Raw genomic sequence first — 23,645 nt, 5'->3', positions numbered from 1 at the left:
AAAAATCGCATTAAAAACATAAAAACACCTAAATATTTACACGAAAAACATATTACACAAAAATCTAAAACCAGCCAAAAATCGTCAAATATTTTCCCCATTGTCATACATTTTCATTCATGTAGATTTTCCTCATGAATAAATTTTCTACTCCCAATACTTTTGAGCACCAACAAAGCGTTTCAGCTAAAAAGCGAATTTGCACTATTATCGATAGCCCGCAGCCGCTTGAGTTAGTCCGAAGTCTCAGTGCTCATGACATCATTGGTCTCGTACGAGAAGTTGGAGCCGAAGACTCGCTGGATCTAATAGCGCTTCTCAGTCCTTCGCAGGTACAAGAATGGTTAGACCTAGAGATTTGGCAAAGCGACGCCGTTGAAACTCAAAAGGCAGGAACTTATTTTTCTCTCCTCTTTGCCGCGGACAGCCAAAGAGCAGTTAATCAAATGCATGGTCTCGATATCGAGCTTCTGGCTTTGATGTTTAAAATGACAAGCAGCATCTATGATACGACTCTCGGCGAAGAACCTATCGATTTTTCAGAGCTTTACTCCATGTCGCCCGACGGCCGTTTTATTGTCTGTTTTGACAGTAGTGAAGAAAAACGAGCTCTTTCTCAATCGCTTCATGCCTACTTAGAATCCTTGTACAGCCGAGATTTAAAACGAGCTTTGGGTCTTTTAGAAAATATTCGCTTTGAGCTTGCATCTGGTTTGGAAGAAACCAGCTTGCGCCTTAGACAAAACCGCATGCTTGACATGGGTATTTTACCCAGAGAAGAAAGACTCGTGTTTTTTGCTCCTCTCAGTGCCAATCAATTAAAATCTCTTGATGCTTCATGCAATGAAGAAGGCAGCAAGAATTTTAATCAAACGCTTGAGATTGCCACAAAGGCGTTCTTAGATGAATTTGACGATAACTATCCTTTTTTACAACAAGCCTTTAATGATGCTTCTCAAAAAGAAAGACAATACTTTCTTGATTCTCTTGCTTACATAAGCATCAATATGCACGCATCTCTGATTGATGATTTTGGCGATACAAGTTTAATAAAATCTTCCGCTTCATACGTAAAATCTCTCCTCGAGCTTGGCCTTTTTCAAGCCTGCCAGGGATCAATCGAGAATGCTTATAAAATTTTGTTAGATAACCCCATTAGAGATGTGATACGGGTAGGTCGAACATCGCTCACTAACTTACGAAAATTACTTCTTAGTCTAAAGAACAGCGAAAACTATCTGATGGGAGATACTTTTATCAGACTCGATTCCCCATTACGAGAAGTAGCACAGGCGCTTGTTTTAGCCGAGCCACGTTTTTATGAAGGTTTGCTTGATGCAAATAAATTTGAAGTGAGATTTTTTTCCTCGCTCAGTGATCTAAACCTGACTCTTAAGGCCGTCAATGAAATTAAATTTCGCTCTCTCTTTATTGGGCCACAGATTTTGGGTTGCACTAATGACATGCTCAAAAACAATTTTACTCTAAGTCATGCCTCGATTTTTGCTCGCTTTTTAGTCAACAGCTTTTTTGGGCACCACAATCACTTAGCTGAGATTTCATCCAAAGAAATGCTTAGGCTCTTTGCTAAACCAGGATGCCTTGATAAAGATTTTGTTATTTTTGCTAAAAACTTTACAGAAAAACTTGCCGATAAACTGATCGATGGCAATCACTACGAAACAGATATGGCTATTAGACTAAGTCAGAATTTTTCTACCCTCGTACTCATTCAAATGGAACAAAATTACCAACTGTTGTTGGGATAGAAAAGAAAATCTACGCTCTGATGCTTACAATTCTGTCTCACTGCACTATGAGGAAGCTAATTCCCTTAAACAGGAGCCATAATGGATTTTAATTCTTTAGGACTGCTAATTTTGCGGCTTGGATTTGGTACTACCATGGCGCTGCGTCATGGCCTGCCGAAACTTTTGGCTTTTTCTAAACAGATGCATAGCTTTCCAGATCCTCTTGGACTGGGATCTACTTTAAGTCTTTCGCTGACCCTTTCCGCTGAATTTCTCTGTGCCCTCTTGGTGGTAATAGGGCTCTTCACTCGCTATGTTGCTTTCCCCTTGGTTTTTGCCATGGGCGTAGCATTCTTTGTTATTCACAGAGGAGATCCTTTTCAAAAAAAGGAAATGGCTTTCCTGTACTTAATGGCTTTTTCTACAATTTTTGCCTGTGGCCCTGGTGCATATTCGGCAGATAAATTATTTCGTGGTATCCGCTAGGTTTTTTTGAACATGCTCAATTCCATCAAAGAAGCTATTACTCTTGGTCTGCTTTTTCCCATAATCATAGTGGTGGGTGGCTACCTCACGGTCCGCTTACGCCTGGTACAGTTATTAAAACTTAAACAAGCTTTTTTATTGTTATCAACCAAAGAAAAAAAAGGAAGTATTTCTTCTTTTGGAGCAATGGCTGCAATTTTAGGAGGCAACCTTGGCACAGGAAATATTTCTGGAGTTGCCGTTGCCCTCATGACTGGAGGACCTGGTGCTCTCCTGTGGATGTGGGTCATGGCTATTTTGGCAGCATCTACCAAATATGTCGGCTGTTTTTTAGGGGTGCATTTTCAAAAACAAAATAAAGAACATGAATGGGTTGGTGGCCCCATGTTTTACCTCAAATATGGAATCCACTCAAAGATACTTGCTTCATTGTTTTGCATATTCACCATTAGCTCAGCATTAACAGTTGGAAATTTAGTCCAAGTACATGCCCTAACTCTGCCCATAAAAGATTTGCAACTTTCTCCTTTGGGTTTTGCTCTAATTTTATCTGCTCTTGTCGGCGGTGTAATTTTTGGTGGCCTAAAACGTTTTTCTCATGTTGTCTCTGCCTTGGTACCCTTGATGGCTTTTGCTTATATTGGCACATGCCTGATCGTTTTAGTTTTTTTCCGCAGCAACATTAATTCTGCAATACAACTTATTATCACTTCAGCATTTGGCACTACTCCTGCAGCTGGAGGATTTTTAGGCTTTACTATTTTACAAGCTATGCGCTCTGGCTTTGATCGAGGGCTTTTTGCTACCGACTGTGGGCTTGGCCTTGCCCCCATGTTGCATGGTGCAGTACGAGACATCAGCAAAAGTCACGATAACCGTCATACTCAAGCTCTTATAAGCGTGCTCTCCCCCATCATCGTCATGGTTGTGTGCACTATGACTGGCCTCATACTCATCACTACCGGTGCTATCAACGCCACCCACTTACCAAGCACCACCATGTGCATGGAAGCATTTCGCATCGGTTTTGGCAGTTCATATGCTGGCCACATAGTGAGCATTACGTTATTTTTCTTTGCCTTCACAACAATTCTCACATGGAACTTTTGCGCCAATCGAGCTGTAGAATTTTTAGTAGGAAAAAAATGGGTCAACAGTTTTCAAGTAATTTTTATCTTGTTGATTCCCTTTGGCGCCTATGTACATGACCAAAATATCTGGCTTCTTGCTGATTTCTCCACCAATCTCATGTTTTTATGCAACATGGTGGGAGTGGTCGCCCTTTCAAGCTTTGTGTTTCGCAATGACAAATGATGCCTAATAATCTAAATAATGATGACTTCGTGCCTCAGCTTCTGTGCTCACTGCTTTGCCGGCTATGCCCAACAATAAAAGCTCCCATAGCATTTTGTCATTTGATGTGGCATTGGCGCGTGCTCCACAAAGCGCTCCCCATTCAGCCACACTGAGCTGTGACTTAAAGGCTCGAGTCATTATCGAAATTTCATCTTTTAACAGCGCTCCTTCAAAGGATTCAATCGCTTTATTGGCCACCCAAAAATTGCCTACGGCAGCATGAATTCCGAATGCTCCGCTCCCACGTATTTTTGCATCAAGAGCAATTTTTGTCTGTCTATATCGCCGAGCATAATGTGGATGGTTGGGATAGGCTTGAGCGATGGCTTGTACAATTTTTTCTGCAGCAGCGTGAAGAAATATTTCGTAGAGCAATGTATTTTGTACTCCAGCATAAACTCCCGACTCAAAAAGTTGATAGCCTCTCGTTTGCAGAGCCTGGGCAGTAAAAAAACCATGATTGATGAGCGATGCTACGCCATTGTGCATAGAGCCTATCCCATCATTTTTGAGCGCAGTTTCAATTAGAGCTTTGGCCATAGCTTTTGCATCGATTGCAGCGTGATTACTGTAGTGCGCCACAAATAAAGACGCCATGCTTTTGGGTCTATCATGGCCGAGCACGATCGAATGACGCTTTTGGTAAATAAAATCTGCCAAAAGATTAAAGTCCTTAAGTGCATTGAATGAATGCATTAAGGAATTTTCATCTCCATGTTCTAAAACTTCACTCAACAAATGCTGAACAATATCGGAGTGTTCTTCATCGATAGACGAAGCTGGTCGATCAGGATCAGAGAGAAGAGCAAGAGCAGAATGACCATCACTATTTTCTTGAGAAATGATTGCAGTGCTGTCGTTCAGATTTTTAGTAAATAGACGAATTACTTCTAGCAATAAAATATCGCTGTTAAGCCTGACAAGGGCATGAAAAAAAGAATCACCATAGCGCAAAGCTCCTAACTGATGATCTTGATGGCGAATATTGATGCTGGCAATTGCATCGAAATTGGCATTCTCTTTAAGAAAGTCTTGTAATAGAGTTTTTAGTTTCGAAGATACTTTTTGTTCATCATTGTAATTTATAAGCAAAAGTTCTCTATAGATATCTTCTTTTTTAATCGAGGCATTGAGTGAAATTTTTGCGCATTGCCTTGAATGGCCTGTATTTTCTATACTCGCTAAAATGCTCTCTTTGAAAGGGATACCGAATTTTTCATTAATAATATGGTGTTCATATGAGCCTTCAAGAAAAATTTTAATTTTGGCAGAGAGAACTCTCAAAAATTTCCAATTGAGCTCACCGCCATTAAAAATTTCTTCACTCAATCTTTTGCTCATAACATAAAGCAGCGGACCAGAATGTTTGCCGTTACCCAAAGGTATTTTACTGAGATGATAGGTATCCTCACCAACTTTTTTATCAAGCTTAAGCTCAGGAAATACATCCAAAAGCTCTAATAAGTTTTGTGAGGGCTGATTATTTTGAGCACGGACAACGTCAGCACTATAAGCTTCAGATAGTAGATGGCTGCGCATCTCTAACTGTTTGATCGCGCCAGCATAACAATATATTTTTGCGAAGTTTTTTAATAAGCGCTGATGCCACCAATCTTGATCATAAGGATTGTAGGCCCACTCTAGCCAAACTTTTAAATGGTCCCACTCAATCAAATGAGCAATATTTGCCATTTGATTTTCATCAATATACTCGATCAAATTGTTAAATTCTTCTGCAGCAAATTGATCGTGCTCGTCTTTAAGGTGATTCACTAAGTGAGGATGGGCTACCAAATATAAAGCAAGAAGTTGATTTTTCTCATCACTCGACTCAAGAGCGCGCACACAATCAAAAGGTGTGTTGTAAGAATTTTTAGCCAGAAGTTTAGCATTTATTTCTTTCGAATTACTGGCAAGAAAAAGCTTTGCTATCTCAACTATTTCTTGTGAAATTCCACCTTTGCTAATAGCTAAGAGAAAGTTTTGACCATCAATTTCTTTAATAGCGAGTTGTTTTTTTTGAGTATCAGATAATTTACTAAATTCTTGTTGAACTTCTTCAACTGTACTGAGCCCTTCGGAAAAATTTAAAGCAAGCTTTAAAACTTTTCGCGCATTACCAAGAGCGGGCTTTACATTGGGCTGGGGTTCTATTTCGGAATTGAAAAACTCAATTGGTCGGGTATTTTTGCAGGCAGTGAAGAGAAATAAACACAAGATATTGCATAATAAAAATAATTTTTTATTCCTCATTAAATTTCCCGCGTCAGCCCAACTACTGCGCTAAATATTTTTTAACGCATTATTTTTACTTAAGTTTTTAAGGTCAAAATATATTGATTTTTGTATTTTGATAGAGCTCTGTCTCGATAAATTTTTGGAGCACTATCAATCCTGGGAAATTAGACCCTTTAATTTCTTCCTAGTCCTCGCTTTGCTGCGGGCGTTCAGAAATTAAAGGGTCTAATTTCCCAGGATTGATATTACAAAGAAAATGACTGGCCGCATGAGCATTGTTTGGCGGCAGGATTGTTCAACAATAAAAATTCACCGCTGCCCAAATATTCACGAAAATGCAGGGTCGCTCCCCCCAGCACAGAAAGAGATTTAGGATCAATGCAAACTTTTGCATTATTTTTTTGAAAAATTACATCAGAATCACGACTTTTTTCACAGAATTGATAGTGAATGCTGAGCCCTGAGCATCCACCACCTTTTATAGCGACTCTCAGGTAATGCTCAGTTTGTTTTTTTTCTTGAAGCAGAAATTCGATTCGTGCCGCTGCTTGATCAGAAATGCCTAAGACATTGGGTTCGAGAGGTAAAATAGCGAGAGCATAAGGATCTTCTACCTTTGCTTTTCTTTCCCCTCTGCGTTTAATTTTTAATAAATCCATTACAAAAACCTCAAATCAATTTTACAAGCTTCTTTTTATTTTGTGCTCTCAGCTTTTTCACTGTTTCAACAACCAATTGAGAAACCTCATGGATTTCTTCTTTGCTATTGCTACGGCCTATGCCAAAACGAATCGCCGCTTGCCTTAGTTCAGGAGCAACTCCGATCTCTTCCAATACGCGCGAAGGACCATGAGAACAACATGCAGAACCAGTAGATATGGCTACTCGTTTACAAAGAGCCAACACAAGTTCCTCACCATCAATATCAGCGAAAGACACATTAAGATTGCCAGCGACCCGATGCTCAAGACTACCATTGAGGTATATATCGGAAAGAGCCCTAAGGTTATCCCATAAAATATCTCGTAGTTCTTTGATTTTTTTGACTTCTTTATCAAGGTCACAGACACTCAGACGCGCAGCCTCACCCATGCCAACAATACCTGGCACATTGAGCGTACCTGGACGCAAACTCCATTCCTGTGCTCCCCCATGTAAAAGTGGCTGGAAACGCTCCTTGATTTCGTGCTTGATATAGAGCACTCCTATACCCTTTGGGCCGTATATTTTATGGCCACTCAGTGAAATCAAATCGATATCAAGTTCTTTTAAATCAATCTTAAGGCGACCTAAGGCTTGAGCTGCATCACAGTGCAAAAGCACTCCATGTTTCTTTGCGATAGATGCTATTTCTCTAATGTTGTTGATAGAGCCAATTTCACTGTTGACCCAAAAAAACGAAGCTAAAATAGTATTTTTTGTAATGGCATTTTCAAATTGAGCAGGATCAATGATGCCATCTGACTTAGGCTGCAAAAAAATTCCATGAGCATAATTTGGTTCTAAGGATTTGATGGAATTAAAAGTAGCAGGATGTTCAATCGAAGACGTAATTATTTGTTGCTTATGATTTTTTTGTGACAAAAAACCTTTAATCGCCATGTTGCTTGCTTCAGTTGCACCAGAAGTAAAAATGATCTCCTGGGCATCTGCATTGAGCGCTTGGGCAACTTGTCTTCGGGCTTCATTAACCGCCTCCAGCGCCCGCCAACCATAAGCATGAGTTCTGCTTGATGGATTACCAAATTCACATAAAAAAAAGGTTTTCATTTTATTGAAAACCCTTTTATCCAACGGAGTAGTTGCGTGATGGTCCAAATAGATAGCCTTATCTGGCATGAGAATACTCCCGATATTTTTTTATTTGCAGCGCAGAACTTCGCTGCTATCAAAAAAGGTAGCAGCGAAACACGCACTTTTGAACTTTTTAGAGCTGTTTTTGTTTGTCTCTTTTAATCGAGCAAACTCATTCGAGCTACACTTTTTTCAAGCTCGGCCTGCAAGCGTTTATTTTTTTCTTCTTCATCAAGCTTAGTATTGTCAAGCTGTTGTTTAAGGTCTTGCTGTGTCCCAAGCTCGCTCACTTTATCGATCTCGTCTTTACTCCGAGCCATTTCACACATCACAGTTACGTGATCTTTATCTACTTCAACAAAGCCCGCTGCAATCATAAAACGCACGCTCTCTCGATCTTTGTTTTCATAAATAACGTGACCAGTTTTAAGCTCCAAAAGACACGGTGTGTGTCCTTCTAATATCTGCACTTCTCCCATAAGTCCGGGCAAGGTTACACTAAGGCAATCTTGCTCGATAAAAGGGCGCTCGGGCGTTACAACATTAAGATGTAGCATAGCCACCTCACACCATTTCTTTGGCACGAGCCAAAACTTCTTCAATGGTTCCGGTCATGTAAAATGCTTGCTCTGGAATTGCATCATGCTGGCCTTCACAAATTTCTTTAAATCCACGAATGGTATCAGCAATTTTTACGTATTTTCCTTGAGCGCCGGTAAATGCTTCAGCTGAAAAGAAAGGCTGAGACAAAAAGCGCTGGATCTTACGAGCTCTCGCAACCAAAGTACGATCCTCTGCAGACAATTCATCCATACCCAAAATGGCAATAATATCTTGCAGCTCTTTATAGCGCTGTAAGATCGACTGCACATTTCTTGCTACCTGATAATGCTCCTCCCCCACAACTTCGGCACTTAAGATACGAGAAGTAGAGTCGAGAGGATCCACAGCAGGGTAAATTCCCAAGTCAGCGATTGAGCGGTTCAACACAGTTGTGGCATCTAAGTGAGCAAATGTTGTTGCAGGTGCTGGGTCAGTAAGATCGTCAGCAGGAACATAGATAGCCTGTACTGATGTAATCGATCCTTTTTTGGTGGTTGTGATACGCTCTTGCAGCTCTCCCATTTCGGTAGCTAAAGTTGGCTGATAGCCCACAGCTGAAGGAATACGTCCCAGCAAGGCTGAAACTTCTGAACCAGCTTGAGTAAAACGAAAAATATTATCAACGAACAACAAAACATCTTGGCCAAAATTATCACGGAAATTTTCAGCTACAGTCAAACCCGAGAGTGCAACACGTGCACGTGCTCCTGGTGGCTCATTCATCTGACCGTAGATCAAAGCCACTTTGCTTTCTTGAGAATTAACTTTTTTGGTTTTTTCGTCCCATTTTATAACACCAGACTCGATCATTTCATTGTAAAGATCCCGTCCCTCCCTGGTGCGCTCTCCCACACCAGCAAAAACTGAAAGACCACCGTGACCTTTAGCAATATTATTGATTAGCTCCATGATCAAAACCGTTTTTCCTACACCGGCACCACCAAAAAGACCAATCTTTCCTCCACGAGCGTAGGGAGCCAACAAATCTACAACTTTGATCCCAGTCTCAAGAACAGAAACCTCAGTGCTCTGTTCACTAAATTCTGGTGGTTTTCTGTGAATGGGTAATTTTTCTTTGGTATTGAGCGGGCCTTGCTCATCGATAGGCTCACCGATCACATTGCATATGCGTCCAAGAGTTTCTTTTCCTACTGGCACTTGAATGGGAGCCCCTGTATTTTTTACAGCAGTGCCGCGAACCAAGCCTTCGGTTGCATCCATCGCAATACAGCGAACGGTATTTTCACCAAGGTGCTGTGCTACTTCTAAAACAAGATTATCGGTCTTGTCTGAGAGATTCTTGTTGTGAAGCGTAAGGGCGGTAAGCAAAGCCGGCAAAGATCCCGCTTCAAATTCCACATCAACCACAGGCCCAATAACCTGGGTTACCTTACCATCCTTAAGCTCAAGTGCCATAACCACTCCCGATTCATGAAATTAATTTCTTGGGCTATTAATTACAGATAACAAGCAATGTTCAAGACATAGTTGCAAAAAAGTATCCGGCTTTTAAAAGTCTAAGCTGGCTTAGGCTTGCTCAAAGCATTCAAAATAGCTAATGCCCCATCATGGAAACAATTGTTAAGGTAGCCCTCAAAATAGCGCACAATGACGGGATTTTTAGCTATTCAATAAATGAAAAATTGTGTGAGAGTGAAATTTTTGGCCGCCGCGTAAAAGTTGAGTTAAAAAATCGTCTTATGACTGGAGCAGTCATTGGTATTGATGACTCTTGTAAAAACAAATTTAAAATCAAAGAAATTATCGAAATTATAGATGACGAACCCATCATCACCAAAGAGCAGTTTGAGTTGATGAAATTTACCTCACGCTATTATTTCAACGATCTTGGCACATGTGTTCATTTAGCTGTACCAAAAAACGAGAAAGCTCATCGCATAAAAAAAGTCTTTCCCAAAACTCACAAAAATTTATCTCAACTTTCTGTGGAACAAAATTCTCTAAGTCAAAGGATCAAAAGTAATCTTAGTGGCGCGTATTTGCTTGAAGGCATCACAGGATCGGGAAAAACCCATATTTACATTGACATTGCCAATACTGTGCTCGAGCAAAAAAAATCTGTACTCTTTATTGTTCCAGAAATATCTCTCACACCTCAGTTAGTAGAGCGCGTTGAAAAAGCCCTGGGTCAAAAAGCTGTGGTCATGCACTCTAATGTTAGCCCGGCTCAAAAACGCGATGGAATTTTTCATTTGCTCAGTAATGACTCACAAATTTTGATCGGAGCCCGTTCAGCTATTTTTGCGCCTTTAAAAAATCTTGGTTTGATTGTGGTTGACGAAGAACACGACTCAAGCCTTAAGCAAGAGGACTCACCGCAGTATAACGCCCGTGATTTAGCCCTATGGCGTGCGAAAAATGAAAGGGCCTGCATAATTTTAGGCTCTGCTACACCTTCACTTGAATCGATCTATAACGTTCAAAACAAAAAATTAACTCACCTCAAACTTGAACATCGATTTCATCAAGACAGCAAACTTGCCGATATTGAAGTGATCGATCTTAAAGAGCGCTTCGATGATGTTGATTTTCGCACCCAAGACTTAAGCAAAAGTTCTGGCTCAAAGATGTGCATTTTATCGCGACCTTTAGTCAACGCGATAAAAGAAAGCATCGAGCAAGATTTACAGGTTCTGCTTTTTTTGAATCAGCGCGGCTATGCACGCTTTGGCGTATGCTACCAATGCGGCACTATGGTTGAGTGTCCTCACTGCAGCGTAGGACTCACTTATTACCAAAAACGACAATCCTTGGTGTGCCATCAATGTCAACACGTGGAATACGCCCAGAGCACCTGTAAAAATTGCCTCAATGATTCAATCCGTTTCGTTGGTCTTGGAACCGAGCGCCTTCATGAAGAGGTAAAATTATTGTTCCCTGATTTAGTGATAGAGCGCCTTGATCGTGATGTTATACAAAGCCAAATTCGTTTAGAAAAAGTACTTAAATCCATGCACGATCGCACGGCACACATTTTGATAGGCACGCAAATGATCGCCAAAGGTCACGATTTTTTACATGTGGGATTGGTTGGCGTTGTTTGTGCCGATGTAGGCCTCTCTATGCCAGATTTTCGAGCGGCAGAAAAAACCTTTCAACTGCTCACCCAAGTTGCTGGCCGGGCTGGACGTGGGCAAAAGAGAGGAAAAGCTATTATTCAAACTTTTAACCCTTCTCACCCAAGCATTTATTTTTGTAAAAATTATGACAGCAAAGGCTTTATTCAACAGGAGCTGGCCTTAAGAAAACGCTTTAATCAACCTCCCTTCTCGCGCGCTGTTCTCTTGCGTGCCGAACATAAAAATGCAGATATCGCCCAATCTGCCGTGACCAAAGCTCATCATTTTCTTAAAGCACACCATCACTTGCAACTTTTAGGACCAACTCCCTCAAGCATAGAACGCATCAATAATCGCTATCGTTTTCAACTCTTGGCTCTTTCACCGAGTACTAAAATGCTTCATCAAAGCATCGCTCAGCTAAAAAATAACTCCACTATGGTGGAGTTTATTAACAAAAACAAAGTTAGGTTTACTATCGATGTTGATCCGCAAACGACAGGGTAAAAGCCAAGAGACTGTTTTTTAAACATCTCTAATTATTTCGAGCAAGATAATCCTGGAAGCTCTTAATCCTTTCACCAATTAATTTTAGTGCACTGTCGCTATCGAAATAAGTTCCATATTCTACCAAAACTTGATTTTGCTTTAACAAAGTAATTTCTTGAAGAATGTTCAAGAAAATGCTGTACATCAGCCCCTGATTGATGAGCTTTATTTTTTCATCACTCATGCCTTCATACAATTTTTCAAAGGTATTCTTCTTACTCATACCGCTAAAAATGTAAGGTTCAAACTCTTTGCGCAGTTGATTGTCTTTAAAAATAAGACTCTCTATTCCTGAATAGACAGCATCTATTTGATTTTTGTCGTCCTTAGACAATTGCCCCAACAACTTCAAATCCTTTTGTGACAATGAATTATTTGATGCTTTTGCTCCACCAAAAAAACCAGGATGAGCTTTCCGATATGACACCTTCAAAGAACTAAGAGGAGTAAAAACGATCTGAGATAGCTGTTCGCCTTGCTCTTTTGTTATGGGCAATGCTGCATCATTTTTACCACCATCAAAAAAGCGTGTTAGGACATCATAATCTGGGTTGTTGGAATCAAAAAAATCAACAAGGATTTTTCCCTTGTTTTTAAAACGCTCGTACAAAAGAGAGCCCAGTTGGGAGTCATCAGGTTCATAAACAGCTTCAACTTCGGGCTCTTCGTCTTGACCACTTTCTTGTTCAGGTGTTTTCTCTTGTTCAGGTGTTTTCTCTTTTTCTACATTCTGTTTCGTTGAAACTGGTTGGGGTTGGTTTTTTTTTTCGCATCCCGTCAAGACTAAAACACAAAAAACTAGCTTTAAAACTACCCTAGGGGAAACTAGATAACTCATTGTTGAACTCTCAAAAAAATTATAACCATTGGATACAATAAATTAACCAACTATTATTAACAATAAAATCATTACTATAGTAACTATTCATTCTTCACAAGACCGTTCTATCAATTATAAAAACAACATATTTTTTTTAAACTAGATAAATTTGTACCTACACCATTCCTAAAGAGCGCCTTATGAACTTCTTTTTTTTTCTCAGTCTTTGCCTCGGCTGCATTGTCGTTATCCAGCCTACTTTAAATCGTATTATTGGTGACTCCCAAGGCATGGCAATGGCGGCATTTATCAATGGAGTTGTATTGCTCCTAAGCGCCGCAATCATGCTCATAGTGTTGATCTCTTTCCCCGACAAGTTTCATCATAATTTTTGGCTCAAAACAGGAAATGGATTTCGTCTGTGGCATGTTTTACCAGGCCTTATGGGTCTAAGCCTGGTACTGATGGTACCCTTAACCATGAAAAACATCGGTGCATTTTCCACCGTGCTTGCCATGCTTGCTGGTCAAATCATCACAAGTTTTGTGATCGATATCACCATCAACCAACAAGCATTTTCGCTGGCGCGTTTTACTGGATTGGTATTAGCCCTTTTAGGAGCTGTGCTATCTTTTAGGCACAACAGCTGAGGAGCTGATGGAAAAAACGCGTGACTACATAGCAATGTCTCTCAACGGCCAAGCACTTAAGATAGCAAAAGAACATGCTTTTATGATGCTCGCTGATTTTTTGCGTTACCAAAAAAAATTAACCGGTACAAAAATTGTGTGTGCTGAAGGCGACTGCGGTGCTTGTACGGTGCTTATTTTTCGTCCTCGCATTGATCATCAATTTGTTCCCATCAATGCATGTATCGTTGGACTCACTCAGCTCGATGGAGCACATGTAATCACCATTGAGGCACTTAAAAAAGAAAATGCGCTCTCTCCCATTCAGCGGGCTCTGCACAATTTCCATGGCAGCCAATGTGGTTTTTGCACTCCCGGCTTTGTTATGGCGCTTACCGGACTTTTTGAAAAATCTCCTGCACGCTTAAGCCCACAAAAAGTAAAAAATGAACTTACCGGTAACCTGTGTCGCTGTACCGGATATATTTCTATCATTGAGGCTGCGCTCTCGATCGATGGCAAAACAATCAAGCCCTTAAAAAATTATTTCTCTACATCTACCTATGAAAATAATGGGGCAATTAAATTTAAACATGAGGGAAAAGAATTCTACGCACCTACTACGCTCGAAGAAGCCGACAAACTCGCTCAACAAGGTTATAAAATTCGTTCCGGCAACACTGACCTAGGGGTCTTAGAAAACAAGGACAAGGCTACTCCATTACGGATACTCAGCCTTAATTTGATCGATGAACTCTATGATATTCGCCAAGAAGACGAGCGCATTATAGTCGGCGCCCGCGTCAATCTCAGTTCTTTGCGCAAATTTTGCCAAAAACGAGCCCCTTTATTTGCTCAATTTATCAATATCTTTGCATCACCTCAGATAAAAAATATGGCGACCCTTGTTGGTAATACTGCTAACGCTTCCCCCATAGCCGATACCACCCCTTTTTTGATGGTGTGTGATGGAATGATTCATCTGCGCAGTATTGAAGGTAGCCGCGCAATTTCTATAGAAAAGCTCTTTGTCTCTTACAAAACTCTGAACCTCAAATACAATGAATATATTACCCACATAAGCTTCTGCTTACCCAAGAGTCATGAGCATTTAAAACTTGACAAAGTTTCCACCCGAAAAGATTTAGATATCGCCACCATCAACAGCGCTTTTCGCATAGAGCTTGCCGGTAAAGTTATCAAAAACATTAAGCTTGCCATGGGCGGTATTGGGCCAATGATAAAACGCCTCAAAAATACTGAACAATTTATGTTCAATAAAGAACTCGACTCGGCACTTATCAGCGATGCTCAAAAAATACTTCAACAAGAAATAACTCCCCAAAGCGATCTAAGAGCAAGCGCTCAGTTTAGAAGAGTGTTGGCTAATAATGTTTTTTCTCGATATCTTGGAAGTCTTCTATGAGCGAGCTTGAACTTCTCAACCATACTCTAAACAGCCCCCACGACTCTTCTCATCTCCACGTGGCAGGCGAATCCATCTACGTTGACGACCGACCTTTGATGGACAATGAGCTCTATGTCGGTCTTTTTTATAGCCCTCATCCAAGCGCTCTCATCAAAAAAATTGATATCGCTCAAGCAAAAAATAGCCCTGGCGTCAAATGCGTGCTCACATCGGCAGACCTACATCACAATGTGTGGGGAGCTATCATTGCGGAACAACCGCTTATGGCTCAGACCCGCGTCAACTATGTTGGCGAAGTTATCGCTGTGGTTGGAGCAGACTCCAAAGAAAATCTTAAACAGGCTTTAGGCTTGATTGAGGTTGAATTCATTACTACCACGCCGATTTTATCCATCGATCAGGCAGTTGAGGCCCAGTCTTTTATTGGAGCTCCTCAAACAATTGAACGAGGAAATATCGATACTCTAACCACAGCTCCCCATCGTCTAAAAGGACAACTCCACATTCATGGAGCTGATCATTTTTATTTAGAAAATCAATCAGCCATCGCCTATCCTCTTGAAGATAACCATCTTGAAGTTCACTCCTCGACCCAACATCCGACAGAAACCCAAAGCCTGGTGGCAGAAGCCCTAGGGATACCTTTTAGTTCGGTCAGCTGTATAGCGCAGCGCTTAGGCGGAGCATTTGGAGGCAAAGAAACCCAAGCTGCTCCTTTCGCCGTCTATGCCGCTTTGGTGGCCCATAAAACCAAATGCCCAGCACGCATAGTTTTAAGCAAAGATGACGACATGCTGATCACGGGCAAACGCAACCCATATCAGATCAACTACCATGTTGGTTTTGATAGTGCGGGAAAAATCATCGCCCTTCATGCCAATTTTTTGGGCGATGGCGGCGCTTATGCTGATCTTTCCACATCTATACTGGAGCGGGCGCTCTTTCATGCAGACAATGCCTACTATATTCCAAACGTCAAATTAGAAGGCAGAGTGTGCCGCACGAATTTTCATCCACACACAGCATTTCGCGGCTTTGGTGGACCAAAGGGTATAGCGATGATCGAACACGTCATGGAGGAGGTTGGCCATCATCTCGCTATCGATGCTTTAGAGGTAAGAAAAATAAATTGTTATCGAGATAATTTTGACATCACTCCATACGGACAAAAAGTAGAAAATAACCTTCTGCCGCAGCTTTTCACCACTCTAGAAAAAAAGTGTGACTATATAAAAAGACGATCTCATATTGAAAAGTGGAATCAAAACCCCAAAAATAATCCGCGGGGCTTATCTCTCACGGCTATCAAATTTGGTATTTCCTTTACCACCAGATTTTTAAATCAAGCCAATGCGCTGGTACACATTTTTCGCGATGGCAGCATTCAGGTTTCCACCGGCGGTGTAGAGATGGGGCAAGGAGTACAAACCAGAATACGCACCCTGGTATCAGAAGTATTTGGCCTAAAAGATCAGTCAGTGCGCATCATGCCCACCAGCACTGATAGAAGCACCAACACTTCTCCCACAGCCGCATCGAGCGGCACCGATCTCAATGGGGCAGCCGCAGTGATGGCAGCCCAAAAAATCAGAAAACGACTCGAAAGTATCTTTAGCCAAATAATCGACCTTGATCCAAAACAACATCCAAAACATAGCGCTGCTTTAGCGTGCAGTCCTGAGCTCGAAGCAAGCTTAGATGTTGATAGGGAAATTATTTTTAGAGATAACAAAGTATTTTTAGCCAACGATCCTAAGAAATATTTAGATTTTGTCGTTCTCGTAAACGCAGCCTATCTCAGCCGGGTAGCGCTAAGCGATTATGGTTTTTATAAAACTCCCCATCTTTCGTTTAACAAGCTTAAAGCTCAAGGGAATGCTTTTTTGTATTTCACGCAAGGCGTTGCAGCCTCTGAGGTTGAAATCGATCAGCATACGGGTGATGTAAAGGTGTTGCGCTCAGATATTCTCATGGACTTAGGCAAGCCTATCAACGACGCACTGGATCGAGGACAAATAGCAGGAGCATTTATACAAGGTCTTGGCTGGGTCACCAATGAAGCTCTCTACTACAACAGTGATGGCAGACTCCTCTCGTGCTCTCCAAGCACCTATAAAATCCCCAGCATTCACGACATACCGCGTATTTTTAACATCGACCTTATAAAAAATCACCACAACAGCGTAAATATCAGAGGCACCAAAGCGGTAGGAGAACCACCGCTCATGCTGTGTTTTTCAGTGTGGAATGCCGTAAAAAATGCACTCATTTCTCACAAAAAATCTGATAGGCTTCCCTGCTTGCCCATACCAGCGAGCAAAGAAGTCATTATCCGCGCTCTGCAACCCAAAGCATTTGAAAATGAAATAGAATGAGTGATAGCAATCCAGAAATTAATCAAAGCTTAATTTCTGAACACCCGCAGCAAAGCGAGGACCAGGAAGGAATTAAAGCAAAGGGGGTAGATTATGCATGAAAAATTTATGAAAGCTGCAATAGAACAAGCACATTACGGGATGGATCATAACTATGGCGGGCCATTCGGTGCTGTGATCGTCAAGAACGAAGAAATAATAAGCACAGGCTCAAATCGCGTCACCTCAACATTTGACCCAACCGCTCATGCAGAAATAGTAGCAATCCGCCAAGCGTGTTCTCGATTGAATGATTTTTCACTGCGCGAATGTCAAATTTACACCAGCTGCGAGCCATGCCCCATGTGTTTGGGTGCAATTTATTGGTCAAGGATCGATAGCATCTACTTTGCTGCAAGCAGGGAAGATGCTGCAAAAATTGGTTTTGATGATCACTTTTTTTATGAAGAAATAAAAAAAGACTTAGAAAAAAGAAAGATTCCCATGAATCAACTTTTACAAAAAGACTCAGTCAAAGTTTTTGATCTGTGGCAGCAAAAAGCCAATAAAACTCACTATTAATGCCTTAATGGTCCCTAAACCAAAACCATGCGGCGCTTTTTCTGGAGAGAGCGTAAAAATAATTCTCCATGTAGTTTTTCTTCCTCGATCTTGCCACTGCAGCTCTTCTCAATGGAATCAATAAAATCCGAGCTTTCGCCGCATTGCGGGAGCGGAATTTCAATGAGCTGAGCTTTTGAGTTACCAAAGAGAGTGCCTGCCGCACCCAGCATTGTGGCAAGCAAAATACCGCATGAACTCAATAATAGAAATTTTTTCATTGGCCGCCCCCAAATATACGAGGCTTATTCCTAACTATCAGCACGAAGCTAGGCCAGCATTTTTACTAGAAGATCTAAAAATAGCGGTGACATTTCAATACCTTATGCCACATAAAAAAACACCGACTAAGTCGGTGCTCAACAAAAATATTTTAAATAGCAATTACTCATTTTATTATTATGAGCCAAACAACAAAAAGCAAAAAAAATTAGGCTCTGCCACATAAAAAAATCCCAAATATTCCTATTCGGGATCCACACCGGCCGTAAAAAATACGGTAAATTTACTCGATAACTTTATTAAAAGCTTTCAATTTTAGTCTTGTTCTTTCTGCAACTCTTTGAGCTATGTCTGGAGATACACCAGCATTTTGGAAAACTTCTTCAAGTGATCTTGGTGCATGACCACTCGCCATTGCTGGTTTCATCATCATGTAATCAGAAGCACTTACATCAAGATTCATATCGTTCTGCAAACCATTCGCTGCTGCTGCTACTGACTCTTCCAATACCGCATTATTAGCAGCATCAAGAATTATACCTTCAGCCATTTTTTTGGCTTGTTCTGGTTCAACACCTTTGCTTAACAGTTTGCCGATAAGACTTCCTACAAGACCAACGCCTGTACTTACCAAAGCACCAACACCAGCAGTAAGCGCTGCGCCACCAATAGTTGCCGCAATACCTGTTAGAATTTGATTGTCTGCAGCACCATCTCGAAGATTGAGCCCACTGTCAGCACGAACCGAAGCTCCCATCAATAGCCCTAAACTTACAGCCATTGTAACTACAATATTTTTCATTATTAATCTCCATTATCAATTGTGTTATTCAATAACAATTAAACTAAAAAATTATATTTTTTTTAGTCTTTTTACTTATAACAAAGAAAAAAATCGTAATCACGCATGATCTTTGCTAGAGATCTACTTACACGAGATAAAAATTAGAACTTTTTAATTATGAACTTACATGATTTTACTACTATAAAATTAAAATCTCATGAACTGACTGACAGTTGTGAATACAATTGACTCAGTGAGCAGGCTTCTTGCCTAAATTATATTAAAATGGAGTTCAAATGAAAATTTTATTATTGATATCAACGATGTTAGTAAGCATCAATCTGTTTTCCAATAACATGGACCTCCTGAATCAGCTGAATGACCAAGAAATTGCACAATTGGAAAATGCCATGGCTGATCAGGGCTTAGAGCTAAATGAAGCAAACCTTGATACCTTTCTTCTTGATACATTCCAAAAAGTTGTAGAAATTGGCAAGGGTATTGCTAAGACTGTTGTAGAGGCTGGAACAGAAGCACTTTCTTCTGCTGCGGGCGCTGCTGCTGAAAGTGCTGTAGGCCACTTCACCTCAAAATTAGGCGGCGGACAATAAGGATCCTTAGGCGAAACCTCTGCCTTTCTAATAAAAAACCTGCATTTTCGCAGGTTTTTTTCACCAAATGATTCAACGAAAAACTCCTTACAATCAATAATCGTGCACTTCAGATCAAAAATAGTTAGATACTTTAGCGGCATCATATTTGCCGCTCATATCTATAGAAATGGAGAAAAAAATGAAATTATTACTGACAATATCAACTGTTTTTCTAGGAATTAACCTTTTTTCAGCCGATAGCTCTTATCTTGATCGGTTCAGCGATCAAGAAATAGCCGTGTTAGAAAACGCTATGAACCAACAAGGCTTGGAGCTCAATGAAGCAAACCTCGATCTTTTTCTCAAAGATACTCTTAGCAGCATCAAAGACACAGTAAGCAGTGGACTCAGTACACTAACCAGCGGAATCAAAGGATTTTTTGGTAAGACCTTAGCTGGCCTTAAAACAGCTGCAGACTTAGCAAAGGCCGGTTTTAAAAGCGCTGCTGCACTCGCTGAAAGATTTGGCGTGACTGACGCTATCGCTGGCATCACAACTGAGATGATCAATGCTGGTGGCGCTGCAGTAAATGAAGCTGTTAATAGCGCTATTAGAAATAAGCTGGGTCTAAAGGCTGACGCTCCTATTCCAGAATAAAGTCGGAAATAAATGAGCGCTACTAATCCCAGAAATTAAGTGAGCCTTTAACACTTTAACTCTCGCAACGAAATTAAAGGCTCTGACTTCTGGAATTGATAAAAGGCCCTAAGAGGGCCTTTTATTTATGCGTAAAGCTTTGCCATAGGGTCAAAGTGGCTTTTGTGCTCTGGTTTTTCATCGCATATTTGATGAATATTCTTTACCTTCTTATAAAGCTCTTCTTTAAGCTCCCTAAGCCCCTTGCCTTGCAGAGCGCTGATACGAAAAGAGCTGATGCCACAGTTTTTAAGATGGCTTTCAAAATTTTCTACTTCTTTTAACTGTTCGTCATCGACACTATCAAGTTTATTGATCGCTACAATCTGAGGAAGCGAAGAAAGCTCTTGGCTGTAATTTTCAAGCTCTTGATTGATAGTCTCATAGCGCTTAATCAGACTTTCTTCTGAACACGCATCTATCAGGTGACATAAAACTCTTACGCGCTCAAGGTGGCGTAAAAATCGCGAACCGAGACCAACCCCTAAAGAAGCTCCTTCTATGAGTCCAGGAATATCAGCAACCACCATTGCCCGCCCCAAATCTATCTCACATACGCCAACCATGGGTTTAAGGGTCGTAAATGGATAATCGGCAACTTTTGGTCGCGCATTGCTCATGTGAGTAAGAAGGGTCGATTTTCCTGCATTGGGAAAACCCAAAAGTCCAACATCAGCCATCAATTTTAATGTGACAAATAACTCTTTCTCTTCGCCTTTTTGTCCAACGGTGGCTTTATCAGGAGCGCTACAAAAACGAGATTTGAAATGAGAGTTACCAAAACCCCCGTCGCCACCTCGACACACAACTACACGTTGCCCATGATGCTTAAGATCGTGTTGCCAGCCGTTTTCTTTATCTTTGATAATAGTGCCCACCGGAACATTGATAAGGCGTTCAGGCGCATGACGTCCAGTTTTATTTTTTGACTCTCCCTTAGAGCCATTTTTGGCGGAAATAATCGAATGACCTTTGATATCAAGCAGCGAGTTCATGCCTTCATCAGCAATAAAAACAACATCACCACCGCGCCCACCATTACCACCAGCAGGCCCACCCATCGGTACAAATTTTTCCCTGCGCCAAGCAATTATACCGGCACCACCGTCACCAGCTTTTATTTTTATCTTGGCTTCATCAACAAAACGCATTTTTATTTACTCAGATTTCTTAGAAACAACCACACGAGCTGCACGCAATAACCGACCGTTCAACAAACAACCCTTTTGTAGTTGCTCAACAACGGTACCTGGCTCAACATTATCATCTTCACGCTCACTCAAGGCTTCGTGGCGCGCAGGATCAAAATTTTCTCCGTGGGTAGAGAAAAATTGCACACCAAATTTTTCCAACACTTCGCTCATTTGCTTGAGAACCATCTCAACACCAATCACCACATCTTTAGCGTTATCGCTTTTCTTAGCGGCAGTAACCGCCTGCTCAAGATTGTCCATTACCGGCAAAAGGTTGAGCACCAAATTTTCATTGGCAAATTTAATGCTGTTCATTTGTTCTCGTTGAGATATTTTTTTATAGTTTTCAAACTCAGCAGCTACCCGCAACAATTTTTCATGAGTCTGCTTAAGTTCGGCTGTCAATTTATCTTCAACACTTGCTTCTTGAGCCTGACTATCAGAGTTGATATCACCCTTTAAATATTCATTTTGTGTTTCATCATTCTTGTTATCAGTCATAATTTTTCCGCCAGTCTGTGGGTCTAGATTTTCATTAATGTTTTCATTCATTACAGCCACCTCATGAGCCCTTCTATCCGCACTCAATTCTAAACTTCTCAGTGTTTTAGACAATAGGGGATGGCGTGGTCACACCTAGAGCTTTCTTTTGCGCGCGCGAAGATCCGCAAAAAATTTAGTCATTATTTCAGCGCACTCTTGCTCTAGCACACCATTAATACAGGAAAATTGGTGGTTTAGACGTTCATCCGCACCAATCTGATAGAGACTCTCTATCCCCCCGAATTTACTATCTTTTGCACCATACACCACCTGTGCTATGCGGCTTTGCCACAGTGCCCCGGCACACATAACACACGGCTCAAGGGTTGAATAAAGTGTGGCATCACTTAAGCGCCAACGGCCTAATTTTTTACATGCTTGCTCAAGAGCGCTGATCTCGGCATGTTCTAAACTTGAGCTTAATAGCTCACGCCGATTATAAGCCTGAGCTACGATGGAACCCTCAATGACTACTACCGCACCAACGGGAACTTCTCCCAAATCACGAGCTATAGTGGCTTGCTTTAAAGCTTGCGACATAAAATATTCATGATTCATAAATTATTCAAAAATCATCGATGGTTTTTTTGCCAAATCAGAGCACATATTTTTTTGATGAGCTTCAAGCGTTCCGCCACCGATCTCCAATAATTTTGCATCTCGCCATAAACGCTCGACAACATACTCTCCCATGTAGCCATAACCACCAAGTACCTGAATCGCAGCATCGGCAATTTCTTTGGCCACCGTAGAAGTTACAAGCTTCACCCCATCGCTATCAATCCGGCCATGTGCCTGAGAAAGATCAGCATGATAAGCGACATTGTAAACATAGGCTCGACATGCTTTATATTTTGCATAGCTTTCGGCGATATATTTTTGAATCTGTCCAAACTTGTTGATAGGCACACCGAAAGCTTCTCTTTCTTTGGCATAATTATTCATTATCTCTAAACAGCGACGAGCTATTCCCAAACTCATTGCAGCTAAAGTTAATCGCTCAACTTCGAGGTTGCGCATAAGATGAACCAGAGAATCACCTTCTTGACCAACCAACTGCTCAGCGGGCACTACACAATCTTCAAAAACTAGCTCTGCGGTATTTGAAGCGCGCATTCCCAGTTTATGTTTCAAATGCTGCCCAACTTTATAACCTTCTTGAGCGCCATCAATAATAAATGAAGATATATTTTTCTTTGCACAAGACTCACTAGTCTTTGCATATAAAAATAAGACATCAGGTTTATTAGAGCTATTATCTATCACACCATTTGTGATCCACATCTTTCTTCCATTGATGATAAAGCTCGACTCACACCTTTCAGCCCTACAGCCAATTCCCAACACATCAGTACCTACTTCAGGCTCTGACATAGCCATGGCGCCAATCCACTCCCCAGAACAAAGTTTAGGTAAATATCGTTTCTTTTGTTCATCGCTAGCATTGATAGCAATATTGTTTACGCATAGCATTGAGTGGGCCAAATACGCCAAACAAAAGCCAGGATCTACAGCCGAAAGTTCTTCATGCACCAAAACAGCAGCGCTGGCATCCATCTGGGATCCCCCAAAAGATTCGGGCGCCGTGATACCCAAAAGCCCAATGTGGCCTAGTTCACGAAAAAGATTCACATCAAAATATTCTTTAACATCACGCTCCAGAGCCCCTACCGAAAGACGTTCTTGAGCAAAACGCCGTACTGTGCGACGCAATAAATCGTGCTCCTGGGTTGGTGAAAAAATACTTACGCGCTCTTTATTCAGCATAGCGTGCTCTCCTATTAGTTCGGTTTAAGTGCCACTCAAAACCATTTTCTATGAAAATCACGAAAAATATTAAAAATAATTTTTTTTCCTTACCCTACTTGATAAGAATAAATTTGCCATCTATGAGAGCGAAATA

22 protein-coding genes are annotated in these 23,645 nt (G+C 41.0%); 10 read left to right on the top strand and 12 right to left on the bottom strand.

Going from position 1 to position 23,645, the window contains the following annotated elements; all coding sequences use genetic code 11:
* Positions 1–134 precede the first annotated feature (134 nt).
* The 3 genes from H6731_07085 to H6731_07075 all read left to right on the top strand — a co-directional run bounded on the left by H6731_07085 (position 135) and on the right by H6731_07075 (position 3,551).
* Positions 135–1,769, top strand: coding sequence for a hypothetical protein (locus tag H6731_07085; GenBank protein USN50032.1), 1,635 nt, complete (start codon positions 135–137; stop codon positions 1,767–1,769).
* A gap of 81 nt (positions 1,770–1,850) precedes the next feature.
* Positions 1,851–2,237 (top strand): DoxX family protein, encoded by a 387-nt coding sequence (locus tag H6731_07080; GenBank protein USN50031.1) that lies wholly within the window; start codon positions 1,851–1,853, stop codon positions 2,235–2,237.
* A 12-nt stretch (positions 2,238–2,249) separates the two neighbouring features.
* A complete protein-coding gene (locus H6731_07075) occupies positions 2,250–3,551 on the top strand; it encodes a sodium:alanine symporter family protein (GenBank protein ID USN50030.1) in 1,302 nt (433 codons plus the stop codon).
* Between the two features lie 3 nt (positions 3,552–3,554).
* Here H6731_07075 and H6731_07070 read toward each other — a convergent pair whose 3' ends face one another.
* From H6731_07070 to atpD, 5 genes are all read right to left on the bottom strand, one after another.
* Positions 3,555–5,846, bottom strand: a complete 2,292-nt coding sequence (locus H6731_07070; GenBank protein ID USN50029.1) for a hypothetical protein — start codon at positions 5,844–5,846, stop codon at positions 3,555–3,557.
* A 230-nt stretch (positions 5,847–6,076) separates the two neighbouring features.
* Entirely contained in the window at positions 6,077–6,490 is a 414-nt protein-coding gene (locus tag H6731_07065; protein USN50028.1) for an iron-sulfur cluster assembly accessory protein, read from the bottom strand.
* Positions 6,491–6,500: 10 nt separating this feature from the next.
* Positions 6,501–7,670, bottom strand: coding sequence for a cysteine desulfurase (locus H6731_07060; protein USN50027.1), 1,170 nt, complete (start codon positions 7,668–7,670; stop codon positions 6,501–6,503).
* Between the two features lie 113 nt (positions 7,671–7,783).
* A complete protein-coding gene (gene atpC, locus H6731_07055; protein USN50026.1) occupies positions 7,784–8,182 on the bottom strand; it encodes an ATP synthase F1 subunit epsilon in 399 nt (132 codons plus the stop codon).
* A 7-nt stretch (positions 8,183–8,189) separates the two neighbouring features.
* Complete coding sequence (gene atpD / locus H6731_07050) at positions 8,190–9,644, bottom strand: F0F1 ATP synthase subunit beta (protein USN50025.1); 1,455 nt, start codon at positions 9,642–9,644, stop codon at positions 8,190–8,192.
* A 152-nt stretch (positions 9,645–9,796) separates the two neighbouring features.
* Here atpD and priA point away from each other — a divergent pair, with 152 nt between their 5' ends.
* Positions 9,797–11,815, top strand: coding sequence for a primosomal protein N' (gene priA, locus H6731_07045; GenBank protein ID USN50024.1), 2,019 nt, complete (start codon positions 9,797–9,799; stop codon positions 11,813–11,815).
* Positions 11,816–11,843: 28 nt separating this feature from the next.
* On the opposite strand, the gene H6731_07040 is transcribed toward priA, so the two are convergent.
* A complete protein-coding gene (locus H6731_07040) occupies positions 11,844–12,695 on the bottom strand; it encodes a hypothetical protein (protein ID USN50023.1) in 852 nt (283 codons plus the stop codon).
* 182 nt (positions 12,696–12,877) lie between these two features.
* Between H6731_07040 and H6731_07035 the strand changes: the two genes are divergently transcribed.
* The 4 genes from H6731_07035 to H6731_07020 all read left to right on the top strand — a co-directional run bounded on the left by H6731_07035 (position 12,878) and on the right by H6731_07020 (position 17,671).
* Positions 12,878–13,327, top strand: a complete 450-nt coding sequence (locus H6731_07035; GenBank protein ID USN50022.1) for a DMT family transporter — start codon at positions 12,878–12,880, stop codon at positions 13,325–13,327.
* 7 nt (positions 13,328–13,334) lie between these two features.
* Complete coding sequence (locus H6731_07030) at positions 13,335–14,732, top strand: FAD binding domain-containing protein (GenBank protein ID USN50021.1); 1,398 nt, start codon at positions 13,335–13,337, stop codon at positions 14,730–14,732.
* Positions 14,729–17,110 carry a molybdopterin-dependent oxidoreductase gene (locus H6731_07025; protein ID USN50020.1) on the top strand — a complete coding sequence of 794 codons (2,382 nt, stop codon included), beginning with the start codon at positions 14,729–14,731 and terminating at the stop codon, positions 17,108–17,110. Before H6731_07030 ends, H6731_07025 begins: the two co-directional genes overlap by 4 nt.
* A gap of 93 nt (positions 17,111–17,203) precedes the next feature.
* Entirely contained in the window at positions 17,204–17,671 is a 468-nt protein-coding gene (locus H6731_07020; GenBank protein USN50019.1) for a nucleoside deaminase, read from the top strand.
* 14 nt (positions 17,672–17,685) lie between these two features.
* Here H6731_07020 and H6731_07015 read toward each other — a convergent pair whose 3' ends face one another.
* Positions 17,686–17,931 (bottom strand): hypothetical protein, encoded by a 246-nt coding sequence (locus H6731_07015; GenBank protein USN50018.1) that lies wholly within the window; start codon positions 17,929–17,931, stop codon positions 17,686–17,688.
* Between the two features lie 284 nt (positions 17,932–18,215).
* Entirely contained in the window at positions 18,216–18,734 is a 519-nt protein-coding gene (locus tag H6731_07010) for a hypothetical protein (GenBank protein ID USN50017.1), read from the bottom strand.
* A gap of 278 nt (positions 18,735–19,012) precedes the next feature.
* Between H6731_07010 and H6731_07005 the strand changes: the two genes are divergently transcribed.
* Entirely contained in the window at positions 19,013–19,327 is a 315-nt protein-coding gene (locus tag H6731_07005; GenBank protein USN50016.1) for a hypothetical protein, read from the top strand.
* 181 nt (positions 19,328–19,508) lie between these two features.
* Positions 19,509–19,967 (top strand): hypothetical protein, encoded by a 459-nt coding sequence (locus H6731_07000; GenBank protein USN50015.1) that lies wholly within the window; start codon positions 19,509–19,511, stop codon positions 19,965–19,967.
* Positions 19,968–20,092: 125 nt separating this feature from the next.
* Here H6731_07000 and obgE read toward each other — a convergent pair whose 3' ends face one another.
* The 4 genes from obgE to H6731_06980 all read right to left on the bottom strand — a co-directional run bounded on the left by obgE (position 20,093) and on the right by H6731_06980 (position 23,509).
* Positions 20,093–21,157: a GTPase ObgE gene (gene obgE, locus H6731_06995; GenBank protein USN50014.1), complete on the bottom strand. Its 1,065-nt coding sequence runs from the start codon at positions 21,155–21,157 to the stop codon at positions 20,093–20,095.
* A 6-nt stretch (positions 21,158–21,163) separates the two neighbouring features.
* On the bottom strand, positions 21,164–21,751 hold the full coding sequence (gene grpE / locus H6731_06990) for a nucleotide exchange factor GrpE (protein USN50013.1): 588 nt from the start codon (positions 21,749–21,751) through the stop codon (positions 21,164–21,166).
* 84 nt (positions 21,752–21,835) lie between these two features.
* A complete protein-coding gene (locus H6731_06985; GenBank protein ID USN50012.1) occupies positions 21,836–22,300 on the bottom strand; it encodes a nucleoside deaminase in 465 nt (154 codons plus the stop codon).
* Between the two features lie 3 nt (positions 22,301–22,303).
* The gene (locus H6731_06980; GenBank protein ID USN50011.1) at positions 22,304–23,509 is read right to left on the bottom strand and encodes an acyl-CoA dehydrogenase family protein; all 1,206 of its coding nucleotides are present in this window, start codon (positions 23,507–23,509) and stop codon (positions 22,304–22,306) included.
* Positions 23,510–23,645: the final 136 nt, after the last annotated feature.

Source organism: Myxococcales bacterium (genome assembly GCA_023898405.1).
Taxonomy (GTDB): domain Bacteria; phylum Myxococcota; class UBA727; order UBA727; family JABDBI01.
This window is presented reverse-complemented; position numbering and strand designations above follow the sequence as displayed.